The following is a 12986-nucleotide window of genomic DNA, read 5'->3' as shown; positions in this document are numbered from 1 at the left end:
ACAAAAATGAGCAGGAAAGAGAAAAACACACAAAGTGAAATCGATGGTGTACAGTACCGTCGGGCAAAAACATGGCAGATTGCCTTATCGCAGCTCAACAGTGGGGCAGCCATGTGTTTCTATATGCTAATCGGTTATGCAAGCTATGTTGGAAACGTGGGATATGGCGTTGCAACCGCATTGGTTGGAATGATTATCACCGGCACCCGTATTTTTGATGGCATTACTGATCCGCTTATTGCATTATTGATTGATAAAACGAACACACGGTTTGGAAAGCTTCGTCTTTTTATGTTTGGGGGCTGGCTGATTGAGACTCTGGCAGTTTTCATGATGTTCAATTGGTTCAGCGACAAAGGGCATGGCGTAGTTACCTTTATTCTAGTGTACATGCTGTACATTATTGGCTACACAATAAATAATATGGCTGGTCAGGTCATCGGACCGGTGCTGACCAATGATCCGAAACAAAGACCGTTAGTAGGAGTGTGGTCAACTATTTACAACTACTTCATCCCCATGTGTATATCAATGGGGATTACAGTTGGAATCTTACCTAAGTATGGAAATCAATTTACAGCCCCGATGTTAGCTGCAGCTTGTACCTTTGCAGTAACCGTTTCCTTTATACTGGAGCTTTTGGCCTGCATAGGTGTCTCACCGGCAGATAAAGCAGAAAACTTTAAGGGAATCAGTACTAAGAGCAGTCAGGAAGGGGTAAAGATCAAAGATATGATTACCATCCTTAAGACCAACCGCGCCCTTCAGACTTATATTTTTGCTGCAACATCAGATAAACTAGCCATGCAGACGGCTGGGCAGGCTGTTGTCACGACCATGTTATATGGAATCATTATCGGTAATATGCAGCTATCAACCATTGTCACTATGGTAGCCATGCTTCCTTCCATTATATTTGCCATTTACGGTGGACGCTATGCCGGAAAACATGGAAATAAAGAGTCAATTATTACGTGGACACGCCTGTGCATTATTACCACCGCTATTTTGATAGTATTTTTTGGAGTGACATCTTCCTGGACGGTCGGAAAGGTGATGCCACTGATGATAGTTTTCTTTGTCCTGACATTGTCTACAAATGGCTGTAAAATGTGTGTGACGACGGCAACCGGCGCCATGCTGGCTGATATCATCGATTATGAACTGGATCGTTCCGGTAAATATATGCCGGGCACTATGACAGGTGTTTATAGTTTTGTCGATAAGCTGGTTTCCTCCCTGGGTGCAATGATTGCTACCGGAAGTGTGGCAGTAATTGGTTATACAGCAGTAATGCCACAGCCAACCGATGAGAGAACACCTGCGATCTTTATAATGACGTTAATATTGAACTATGGTCTGCCAATTCTTGGATGGATCTGTACCTTGGTTGCACTTAAATTCTCACCATTATCCAAAGAGAAGATGGTAGAGGTGCAGCAAAATATTCAGGAGAAGAAAGCACAGGCGGAAGCAGAATAAGGTACGGGGAGGTATAAATTCAAATGAAAGCAATTAAACTCAAGACAGAACGCCTGGTGAATCCACTTGGAATAGACATCAAGCAGCCGTCTTTATCATGGATTTGCCAAGATGGAATTACTCAGACCGCATATAAAATAGAAGCGGTATCAGATGGGCGCATCGTCTGGAATAGCGGGAAAGTATCGACAAATAAAATGCAGGTGACCTTTGGCGAAGTACTGGAAAGTAAGCAACGGGTAAGCTGGAAAGTCCGTCTTTGGGATGAAGCGGATACGGTTGGAGAATGGAGTGAGGAAGCTTTTTTTGAAGCGGGTATTTTGGATGCTACGCAGTTTGTGGCAAAGTGGATAAATCCGGAATTGGTTTGTGATCCAAGTGTACATAAGCCGGCCAGCTATTTGCAGACAACTTTTAAGGCACCGCTTGGAAGTCAGGCGCGACTGTACATCACCTGCCACGGGCTGTATGAAGCATATATAAACGGTCTGAGGGTGGGAGACTTTGTGCTTGCACCGGGAAGCGATACCTATAATAAGAAACTGACCTATCAAACTTACGATGTAACTGAGCTGGTGAAAGAAGGAAAGAATAATGTCCAGGTGATCTTAGGGGATGGATGGTATCGCAGCTGCTCCGGTGTGGATGGAGAGAGAAATCTCTTTGGTGAAGATATTGCGCTGTTCTTTCAGCTGGAAGTTGATGGTGTGCCAGTTTGCATTTCAGATGAAAAATGGCAGGCAACCCAGGATGGACCAATTCGCGAAAACGATATGCAGCAAGGTGAAATATATGATGCCCGTAAGGAGAGATTGACAAGTTGGCATGAAGTGAAGGTGGAAGATTTCGAGATCACCCATTTCAAAGGTTCAAACTCAGTACCTATCGTGGAACAGGAACGTTTTGCCGGAAAGATAATGATTACGCCGAACGGTGAAACAGTGATTGATTACGGACAGAACCTGGCAGGTTATGTGGAATTTACCGTGAATGCGAAGGAAGGACAGTCTCTCACCATGACCCATGGTGAATCGCTGGATGAAAATGGGAATTTTACAATTGAGAATTTTCAGGACCGTAAACGACATAAAGAAGGAGAAATAAAGCAGCGTGTGGAATTGATCTGTAGAAATGGCCGAAACCATTACAAATCTAAGTTTACTATTTGGGGGTTCCGCTACGCGAAAATAGAAACCGATATAGATTTATCCACAGCAACCTTTACTTCCATTGCCGTATATTCCAATATGGAGCAAACGGGGAGCTTCGAGTGCTCCAATGAAGACGTGAATCAGCTGGTGAGCAACAGCATCTGGAGTATGAAATCCAATTTTTGCGACATGCCAACCGATTGTCCAACCAGAGAGCGTGCAGCGTGGACAGGGGACATGGGAATCTTTATTGAAACCGGACTCTTTTTTGCTGATTGTTATCCGGTCGTACGAAAATGGCTGAGCGAGTGTCGCTTGAATCAGTATGATGATGGAAAGCTTTCGATTATCGCACCGCCAAATAACCAAACAAGTCAATACGCAGGAATGTTAGCCTCTTCGGTTGGCTGGGGTGATGCAGGCATAATTGTGCCATATACCATATATAAACGGTTTAATGATGTTCGCATTTTGGAAGAAAATTATGAAATGATGCAGGGATGGTATGGATTTTTAGAGAACCGCGCAAAGCAGATAAATGAGCATAACCCGATTGGAAAAGAAAATCCCTATGCAATGTATACCATCGACTCGGGTGTTGACTTTGGCGAGTGGTGCGAGCCGGGTGTCTCAGCGATGGCAGCTATGTCAAAGCCGCAATATAAAGTGGCTACAGCATATTTTGCCCGTTCCGGCAGAATGCTGGCAGAAATTGCCGAGGTCCTTGGGCGAAGCGAAGATGCCGCACATTACCGGGATGCCGCAGAGAATGCTGCAAAGGCATTTCATTTTGTAGCGACTGATAACGGAAAGATCCATTCGGATCGCCAGGCAGAGTATGTACGCGCCATCGCGTTTGATTTGCTGAGCAAGGAAGAAGTCAAAGCGGCTGCAGCAGAATTAAATGGAAAAATCATAGAAAATGGATATCACCTAAATACCGGTTTCCTATCGACACCGTCGCTGTGTAGTGTATTAGCGGAGTATGGCTATCAGGAAACGGCTTATCGTTTACTACTACAGGATACGATGCCGGGCTGGTTGTATGAAGTGAAAAAAGGTGCTACTTCCATTTGGGAAACCTGGGATGGCATCAATGAAAAAGGTGAAGTTAGTGCATCGCTGAATCATTATTCCTACGGTGCTGTTTGCGGGTGGCTGTTTGCCGGCGTGTGCGGTATTCAGGTGGAAAATGAAAGAATAAAGATAGCTCCACAACCACATAAGCTACTGGGATATGCAAAAGCGGTTTATCAGTCTTCGATGGGGGAAATTGTCAGCTCATGGAAATATGAGCAGGATCAGTTTTTTTATGAAATCACGGTTCCAGCCAATGCAAAGGCAGAAGTATGTTTACCGGATGGCAGACATGAGTTCGTGACAGCAGGTGTTCATCATTTTTAAAGGAAAGGAAAAATTATGCGGAATACGATTTTATTGGATAACGGCTGGCAGTTTGTAAAAACAGCTGCCAGTGCCTCTGCAGCATGGGAGACTACAGGCGAAGCAGTAACCCTCCCCCACACATGGAATGCCTTAGACGGGCAGGACGGTGGTAATGATTATTATCGTGGACTCTGCTGGTATAGGAGAAAACTGGACATAACCGAAGTGGCAGATGGACAGTCTTTGGCAGAATTAAAGAAGGAGAAGGAGATCTGGCTGGAATTCTGCGGTGCCGCGATGACGGCTGAATTCTATTTGAATGGAGAAAAAAGGATAACTCACGAAGGCGGATACTCTACCTTTAGGGTAAATCTGACTGAATATCTGCAGGAAGAGAACCAGTTGACAGTTTCGGTGGATAATTCGGAAAATGACCGGGTATATCCGCAAAAAGCCGACTTCACCTTTTATGGTGGTCTTTACCGGGAAGTGAATCTGTTGATTGTACCAAAAGCACATTTTGCTCTTGGCTATGCCGGCGGATCGGGCATCAAGGCCACGCCGGAGGTGGTTGGAAAGGATGCAAAAGTAACCGCCGAAGCCTGGGTAGAAGGTGTGGCAGAGACAGTTACTTTTGTAATCGGTGACTTGATACAGGAAGCCCAAATCATAGACGGACACGCAGAAGCGGTATTTACCATTGAAAATGTACATCTATGGGATGGCATCGATGATCCATATCTGTACACCATTAAAGCGGAAATTTGTCAGAATGATGAAGACGGTGACAGCATTACTACTAAATTTGGTTGTCGCACCATCAAATTTGACCCACAGGAAGGATTCTTTTTAAATGGTCGTAGCTACCCGCTGCGTGGTGTTTCACGTCATCAGGACCGTCTGGGCACGGGAAATGTCCTGTCGAAAGAAATGCAGGTAGAGGATCTGGAAATCATCCGGGAAATCGGTGCAAATACCATCCGCCTGGCGCATTATCAGCATAGTCAGTATTTTTACGATCTGTGCGATGCTTACGGTATGATTCTCTGGACAGAGATTCCATACATCACCCAGCATATGCCAAACGGCAGGGAAAATACCTTAAGCCAGATGCGAGAGTTGGTGGTGCAAAATTATAATCACCCATCGATTGTCTGCTGGGGATTATCGAATGAAATTTCTGCAAGTGGAGGCGTAAGCGATGATTTGATGGAAAACCACCGGTTATTAAATGATCTGTGCCATAGTCTGGACGCGACCCGGCCGACCACGATGGCCCATGTATTTATGCTGGAGACGGACAGTCCGCTATTAGAAATTCCTGATATTGCCAGTTATAATCTATACTTTGGCTGGTATCTGGGCGAGCTGGAACAAAACAACAGCTTCTTTGATGAGTATCATGCGACTTACCCCAAACGATGTATCGGATTTTCTGAATATGGTGCAGATGCCAATCCGGCATTTCATTCATCAGATCCGGAGCGCGGTGATTATACCGAAGATTATCAGTGTATTTATCATGAGCATATCATCAGGATGATAGAGGAGCGTCCGTATCTCTGGGCGACCCATGTCTGGAACATGTTTGACTTTGCGGCAGACGGAAGGGACGAGGGTGGTAAGAACGGTCAGAATCAAAAAGGGCTGGTTACCATGGATCGAAGGTTGAAAAAGGATGCGTTCTATCTGTATAAGGCATATTGGAGCGAGGAAGCATTTGTCCATTTGTGTGGCAGCCGATATGTGGATCGGGCAGAGGGAGTAACCGAAGTAAAGGTCTATTCCAATCAGCCTGAAGTGACCTTATATGTAGATGGTGAGCCGATTGAGACACAAAAGGGGAATCGGGTATTTTGCTTTGCAGTGCCCATCAGTGGCAATCATACCGTGCAAGCTCTGGCGGGACAATGTACTGATGCAATGTCGATTCGCAAGGTAGAAAAACCGAATCAGGATTATCGGTTCGGAACAGCCGGAGACCTTGTCAACTGGTTCGACAAAAATGATTTCAAAGAGGGATATTTTTCAATAAAAGATACGCTGGCAACATTGCAGAGCCATCCCCAGACAGGAGCAATCATGGGAGCGATGATGGCACAGACATCTGCCGGCCGGGGTGATGTGGCTGAAAGTGTAAAGGATAACCCAAACCTGATAAAAATGATGGGAGCTATGACTTTGGAGAGTATGTTAAAGCAGGTCGGAGACGTCGTGAGTCAGGAGCAGGTAATGGCTTTGAATGCAGCATTGCAGCAGATTCCGAAACAATAGAGGAAGCGAAAAAATGGAATTGAAAAAAACGGTAAAAGCAGTTCAGATGATTCAGCTCGGCACAGTCATGGGAAGCGAAGAGAAGGCAAAAGAGACCATGCAGCTGATGAAAGATGCCGGATATGACGGAATCGAATTGAATGGCTTTATGATTAAAAAAATGCCCATGATAGTCCGGCTCCTGACCACACTGGCCAGAATGCCGATGGGGAAGACCGGCAAATTGGATTGGGAAAAGCTGATAGCCGAGTCTGATTTAAAGGTGGTCAGTGTACATGAAGACCTGGGAAGCTGCATGCGGGCACCGGAGGATATTATCGCCGAAGCAAAGGCCTTTGATACCAAATATATTGTTGTGACTGGGATGCACCAGTTTGACTATTCAGATAAAGCGGCGGTACTGGATTTGATCGAGAAACTGAACCATGTAGGAAAGGTTTTTGCAGAAGGAGGTATTTCCCTGTTATACCATAATCACAACTGTGAATTTCGCAAGGTAGAATCGGGCAAAACGGCCTATGACTTGATTCTGGAGAAGACGAATCCGGAGTATGTCAATTTTGAATTTGATTCCTACTGGCCAGCTGAAGCAGGTGTAGATGTGCTGCCATTAATGGAGCAGCTAGGTGAACGGATGAAGCTGTACCACATCAATGACCGGGGAAGCCGTGTGAGTGGAAGGACTAGCTCGATTCTTAAGTCAGATAGCATGGAGTTGGGATATGGGAACATGAATCTTACGGTGATGGTGGAACAAGCGAAGAAAGCCGGCGTGGACGCGGTGATTCTGGAGAGCCATAAAAACTGGGTGGATAAATCGCCGATAAAATCATTTCAGATGAGTGCGGAGTTTATGAACAAATATGTGACTTTTTAACAGGCATTTAAGATGTGCAGAAAGTAGAGGCTGCAAAGTAGAAAGGAAGGAATTATGTTAATCGAAAATACAGAATATGGTCGCATAGAAATCACAGACATTCCGCTGCCAGATGGAATTGATACAAATGTAAACGGAACCTATACTTTTTCAGGGCGTATATTAGTATCTGTGAGAGAACCTGAAAAAAATGAAAATTGGTATCGGGTGTTTACAATAACAGAGGATGGTCGGGAACTCTGTGAACTGTTTGATGGAGTAATCCCAATGAAAAAGGGAGCTAACGGAATACGCTGGATGTGTTATTCCGATAATAAACGGATCTTGCTAGGGGACTATGTGTTAGAATGCACACCAGATCTGGATCGATGTACCTCGTCTGAGTTAGTGGAAGTGGTATTTCCAGAAGAGATCTACGAAATCCCAGGGTTATTTATGAGATGGTCCGAACCGTTGATTGCGCCTGACAATGAGCATATATGCTTCTCGTCCCTAACAGGGAACGGAGTTTTTAATTTTCTCGGAAGCCTAGTGAGAAAGGAATCCCATTATGCAATGGAAGATATGTGTATCATCAGTACTGTGAACGAAGTTGAACCAGATTTGGAAAATGAGGGATTTTTCCGTACCAAGGTAAGCAGAGGAGGGGAAGTTAAACAGTTTGTAAGGGGAGGAAGAGGTATTACGCTGGCTGGTGGGGGAACCTGCATTACGGAAAGTACGCTGCAGATGCTGGATACAGAAGAGGTTGCTCAGATTACAGAGACACTTGGCTATGAAGAAACGGCTATCTTTTCTCCTAATGAGCATTATGCTGTCTGTATGTCGCCTAGGTTTTCACCGAAGACGGACTGTGGGGTACTGGGGGTTGTGCCACTTCATAAGGATAATATCACACGAAGAAAATATTTGAATATGTTGTATCAGTATGCGATTTCAGGTGTCCGTTATGAAAAAGCCGGTAATATTGGTCCGGTACTGATTGATGTCCAGCGTTCTATGAGTGAGGGAAGAGCTCACGAAGGGATAAATTTAAGCGATCCGGAAGGAAAATGGGTGTATTATTCTCCTATGAGCTGGCATCCGGACAGTACAAAAGCAATGTGGAACGAAAGTACCCGGTTGGTAGAGGGGAAAGTAAAAAGCAGACTGCGCAAATGCAAGCTTTTGGATGTGCAGCCGTCAAAGCCAAAAATGTGGGGAGTGACTCCGGGAAAAGAAGAGATTCCTTATGCACTTCCAATGGAATATGCCAGAATGCAGACAGAGCCATCCTATCCCGTAAAAATAGAAGGTGTATGTGGCATAGTGGTAAACTCTTATATAGCGGGTGATACAGTAGAAACCAGATATGACCACTACAGTGAGGACGGAAAGACCTTTTATGATGGGTGGATTCGGGTAAAAGCGCCGGCCAACATGTTTGTGCCTGAAGAGACGGTCATTTGGAGCAATCTTCAAGTAACAGGAGAACATACGGGGCAGATGAAATTAAGGATTACATTTTTACCGGACAGTAGATTTCAAGTACATCTTGCAAAAGATATGGATGAGGATGGGGAGCCGAAATGTTACGGTTATGCAGAGTATGATGGACTTAGGAGAAACGTAGAGGATATGGCGGACTAAACTCCTCAGCCACTTTCAAAATAACATAGGCTAAAGCCGAGGCAGTATAACTCACATGAGCTATTTTGCCCCGGCTTTAGCCTATGTTACTTCCCGACAATATTTCAAATTCTTTACCATCCACACCACACGGTCATAGAATCTAAAAAATACCATGCCAAGACCTATAATATCCATATTTCAAAAAAATAGAAAAATGCTAAAATTAAATCATCAAAAAGAAAGAAGGTATGAGGGTGTTATGGTTGCAGTAAAAACAAGAAATGTTGCCGCAAAGTCTTCCGGATCGCGAAGTCATTTTAAAAAGTATTGGCCGTATTACGTGATGATGCTTCCAGGAATTATTTATCTGATTATGTTTAAATATATTCCGATGATGGGGAGTGTTATTGCATTCAAGGATTACTCGGCTTATAAAGGGATCTGGGAAAGCGCATGGTGCGGGTTGGAAAATTTCAAAAAATTATTTGTTTACCCGGATTTTTACAAGATACTTCGGAATACAATTGTACTGGGTTTACTGAAAATATGTTTGACATTTCCTATTCCAGTTATTCTGGCACTGATGCTGAACGAACTTCGGAATGCAAAGATTAAGAAAGGAATCCAAACAATTATTTGTATCCCATATTTTGTATCATGGGTTGTTGTTGGAGGTCTCGTATTTGATATTTTTGGTGTTGGTGGACTATTCAATAATGTAAGAGAATTCTTTGGAATGGATACGCTATTGGTTATGCAGAAAGAAAGCTGGTTCCGACCGATTTATGTGATTTCCACGATATGGAAAGAATCTGGCTGGGGGACAGTTGTATATCTGGCAGCAATTAGCGGTATTGACCCAAGTCTGTATGAATCGGCGGCAATTGACGGAGCGTCCAGATTTCAGAAAATACGTTATATCACATTCCCGCTTTTGATTCCAACGGTGTTGACATTGCTTCTTTTGAACATTGGAAGTTTCCTTACACTTGGTTTCGACCAGGTTTACAATCTGTATACGCCGATGACATATGCAGTTGCAGATATCTTTGATACATATGTATTTCGTGTTGGAATCCAACAGGCACAGTATAGTTTTGCAACGGCCGTTGGTCTGTTTCAGTCGGTAGTTGGATTATTTATGGTAGTTACGTTTAACAAGATTGCAAATAAGGTCTCAGAGGATGGAGGGCTGTGGTAATGAAAGTTCGTAAAAAAGCATCACTTGTGCGGGAGTCTGCAAAAGACAGGGTTTTCGGGATTTTAATTACAATAATATTGGTTTTGTTTGCAGTTATTACAGCCATTCCACTTATTTCGGAACTTGCGATCTCCCTAAGTTCAAAGACTGCGTCACAGATGAATCTCATCAATCTGTTGCCGGTAGAATTCACGTTTGACTCATGGAATTATCTTCTGGGCAAGGGTGGAATTTGGAAACCGTTTTTAATCTCAGTTTCATCGACTGCAATTGGTGTGATTTTTGCTCTGATACTAAATGTGCTGATGGCATATCCCCTGTCAAAGGCGGAGTTTAAGACTTCAAAATATATTATGCTGCTTGTTGTGTTCACAATGGTATTTTCAGCACCGAAGGTGCCATACTTCCTGACGCTTCGTTCATACGGATTGTTTAACAGCTATTGGGTTTTAATATTACCGCATATTATGACGGCATATAATCTGATTATTGTTCGGACATTCTTTAAGCAGTTTCCGAAAGAATTGGAAGAAGCTGCGATGATCGATGGATGCGGAAGGTTCCGAATCTTGTTCCAGATTGTACTGCCGGCATCCAAAGCAGTGTTAGCAACGGTTGGCTTATTCTACGGTGTTACTATGTGGAATCAGTATGAACATCCGATGATGTTCATTCAGAATATGGATCTCTTTCCGCTACAGATGAAGATCCGCTCTATCGTAGACGGTGGTAGTGAACTACGCGCGATTACAATGGCGCAGACAGCGAATTATACACCAGCAACATTGAGTGCGGTAGCAGTTGTATTTGCAATACTTCCGATTTTGATCGGTTATCCATGGATTCAGAAATACTTTGCTAAAGGTGCAATGCTTGGTTCAGTAAAAGGCTGATAAATTTTCTATATCACGGTCTACATATTAATCTCTGCTGTGATATAATCCTTGTGTGCACTGACGAGGTGCATATGATATTTCCTCGTGATTGATAGAATTGCCAGTGTAATGTAGTAAAAATCTAAAAAAGCACATAGCGATTTCTAAAATCCCCATATTTAAAAAATAAAAAAAACTGATAAAATAAAATAAAAAGAATGAGGTGGAGAGGTATGAAAAGTAAATTCGTGAAAAGACTATTAAGTGTAATGGTAGCATCAGCGATGGTATTATCCATGCTGTCAGGTTGCGGATCATCAGAAAAAAAAGATGGACAAACAGCATCAGGTGGTGAGGAAGCAGTGTCAGATGGCAAGGAAGCAGTGTCAGATAGCAAGGAAGCAGTGTCAGATAGCAAGGAAGCAGTGTCAGATAGTAAGGAAGTGGCGTCAGATGAAGACATTGAGGTTTGGGGTACTAATACCGGATATCTACCAGTGGAAGCAGGAAGTGAATTGTACAATCTATACAAAGAGATGATGGGTGTCGGTATCGTACAGCCATATGTAGAGTGGAATGGCGGTGAGACTTACCTGGAACAGTTAAACTTAAGAATTGCAGCAGGTGATATGCCGGATGTATTCAGTCCGTGGAATGGTATTGAATCAGAGTTGATTGAGAGCGGCGCACTTTTGGATTTGACAGATTTATTACAGGAGAAAGCTCCCCATTTGTGGGAAAGCATTCCGGAAGAAATGTGGGATGCTGTAAAGGCCAATGACCCAACGGGTGAGAATCGTATTTATGTGATTCCACAGGTTCTGAATTATGGAAGAAACGGTGGTATGATTCGTCAGGACTGGCTGGATAGTCTGGGACTCAAAATGCCGACAACACAGGAGGAATTTGTTGAAGTACTACGTGCTTTTAAAAATGACGATCCGAATGGAAACGGTGTTGCAGATGAGATTGCGACTGGCGGACGTGCAGAAGTAAGATGGATGGGGCAGATGTTTGGACAGTATGGAATTGCAATGTGGGAAGGATATCCGCAGTGGGATATTTATGACGGAGAACTTACATATTCCGCAGTAACTCAAAATATGAAAGATTGCCTGGAATGGATGTCAGAATTGTATGCAGAGGGTCTGCTTGATCCAGAGACGCTGTTGAATGACAAGTCCGCATGGGATGGAAAGATTAACTCAGGGGTTGTAGGGGTGTGGGAACATCTTCCACAGGAGTGCTACAACTATGCCGAGAATATTTATACTGGAACAGGTGTAAAACCACAAATCGCTATCCTACCAGCAATTTCCGCACCAGGATATGAAGGTTACTATACGCATCGTCAGATGAATGGCGGCGGATTTGTAGTAGCCAACACAGAGGATGAAGAAAAAATAGATAAGATTATGAAGGTACTGGATGCATATGGAAATCAGGACATGTGGATGGAATTTTACAACGGTGTAGAAGGTATGCACAGTGAAGTGATAGATGGAAAGGCAGTTCGACTTCCGGATGATCCGTCTACTCAACAGAACCTGGTACTTGCGCCATACAACAGCATTGCAACCATTGACTTCCAGGTAAATGTATTGTCCACACAGTTAACAGAAGACAGGGAATGGGCAGTTTCTCAGGCAGTTGAGAATGTTCAGAAAAACCAGGAGTATGTGAAGAGCTTTGCAGGTGATGGTATGCCGGATTCTATTTACTCTGATTTTCCCGATATCGGAAACAGGACATTATATGTTGAGTACGCAACCAAGATCATTGCAGGAGAATATCCAATTGATAAGTTCGATGAGTTTGTTGAAAAATGGTATGCATCGGGCGGAAAAGAAGTGACAGAACTGGCTAGAGAGTGGTATGCTAATAAAACTAAATAAGAACGGATATAGATTTTGACAGAAACTTGCCGGAGATTAATAAGAGGGAATCTTAAGCTGCAGGAGTCCGGGGGATATATTCCTCAGGGCTCCTGTTTTCATAATATAAGAAACGGAAGGAGAAAGGCATAAAGTATCTGTTAAAATAAGAGGATGTGCAGGTGAGGGACTTTTGATATGCTGGAATTCTCTTTGGAATAAGACAGAAGGGGAAACTTACGTTTCGGTGTGATG

Annotated in this window: 8 protein-coding genes; all 8 read left to right on the top strand. The window is 43.5% G+C overall.

What is annotated here, in order from left to right; genetic code table 11:
- Positions 1-6: 6 nt before the first annotated feature.
- The 8 genes from CD03_RS0101740 (at position 7) to CD03_RS0101705 (ending at position 12752) form a co-directional block, all read left to right on the top strand.
- Positions 7-1482, top strand: a complete 1476-nt coding sequence (locus CD03_RS0101740) for an MFS transporter (protein ID WP_027292157.1) — start codon at positions 7-9, stop codon at positions 1480-1482.
- A 23-nt stretch (positions 1483-1505) separates the two neighbouring features.
- Entirely contained in the window at positions 1506-4037 is a 2532-nt protein-coding gene (locus CD03_RS0101735) for a family 78 glycoside hydrolase catalytic domain (protein WP_027292156.1), read from the top strand.
- 15 nt (positions 4038-4052) lie between these two features.
- The gene (locus tag CD03_RS0101730; protein WP_027292155.1) at positions 4053-6293 is read left to right on the top strand and encodes a glycoside hydrolase family 2 protein; all 2241 of its coding nucleotides are present in this window, start codon (positions 4053-4055) and stop codon (positions 6291-6293) included.
- Between the two features lie 13 nt (positions 6294-6306).
- Positions 6307-7170 carry a sugar phosphate isomerase/epimerase family protein gene (locus CD03_RS0101725; protein ID WP_044288844.1) on the top strand — a complete coding sequence of 288 codons (864 nt, stop codon included), beginning with the start codon at positions 6307-6309 and terminating at the stop codon, positions 7168-7170.
- 54 nt (positions 7171-7224) lie between these two features.
- Positions 7225-8799, top strand: a complete 1575-nt coding sequence (locus CD03_RS0101720) for a hypothetical protein (RefSeq protein WP_052377616.1) — start codon at positions 7225-7227, stop codon at positions 8797-8799.
- Positions 8800-9040: 241 nt separating this feature from the next.
- Complete coding sequence (locus tag CD03_RS32005; RefSeq protein ID WP_044288843.1) at positions 9041-9982, top strand: ABC transporter permease; 942 nt, start codon at positions 9041-9043, stop codon at positions 9980-9982.
- Positions 9982-10875, top strand: a complete 894-nt coding sequence (locus CD03_RS0101710) for a carbohydrate ABC transporter permease (protein ID WP_044288842.1) — start codon at positions 9982-9984, stop codon at positions 10873-10875. Before CD03_RS32005 ends, CD03_RS0101710 begins: the two co-directional genes overlap by 1 nt.
- 215 nt (positions 10876-11090) lie before the next feature.
- A complete protein-coding gene (locus tag CD03_RS0101705; protein ID WP_027292151.1) occupies positions 11091-12752 on the top strand; it encodes an extracellular solute-binding protein in 1662 nt (553 codons plus the stop codon).
- Positions 12753-12986 lie beyond the last annotated feature (234 nt).

This window comes from Robinsoniella sp. KNHs210 (assembly GCF_000686105.1).
Lineage (GTDB): Bacteria > Bacillota > Clostridia > Lachnospirales > Lachnospiraceae > Robinsoniella > Robinsoniella peoriensis.
This window is presented reverse-complemented; position numbering and strand designations above follow the sequence as displayed.

What these genes read in the sequence shown, in the direction of transcription:
- CD03_RS0101735 (WP_027292156.1), top strand. Translation starts at nt 1,506, where the DNA reads ATGAAAGCAATTAAACTCAAGACAGAACGCCTGGTGAATCCACTTGGA.
- CD03_RS0101710 (WP_044288842.1), top strand. Translation starts at nt 9,982, where the DNA reads ATGAAAGTTCGTAAAAAAGCATCACTTGTGCGGGAGTCTGCAAAAGAC.
- CD03_RS0101730 (WP_027292155.1), top strand. Translation starts at nt 4,053, where the DNA reads ATGCGGAATACGATTTTATTGGATAACGGCTGGCAGTTTGTAAAAACA.
- CD03_RS0101740 (WP_027292157.1), top strand. Translation starts at nt 7, where the DNA reads ATGAGCAGGAAAGAGAAAAACACACAAAGTGAAATCGATGGTGTACAG.
- CD03_RS32005 (WP_044288843.1), top strand. Translation starts at nt 9,041, where the DNA reads ATGGTTGCAGTAAAAACAAGAAATGTTGCCGCAAAGTCTTCCGGATCG.
- CD03_RS0101725 (WP_044288844.1), top strand. Translation starts at nt 6,307, where the DNA reads ATGGAATTGAAAAAAACGGTAAAAGCAGTTCAGATGATTCAGCTCGGC.
- CD03_RS0101720 (WP_052377616.1), top strand. Translation starts at nt 7,225, where the DNA reads ATGTTAATCGAAAATACAGAATATGGTCGCATAGAAATCACAGACATT.
- CD03_RS0101705 (WP_027292151.1), top strand. Translation starts at nt 11,091, where the DNA reads ATGAAAAGTAAATTCGTGAAAAGACTATTAAGTGTAATGGTAGCATCA.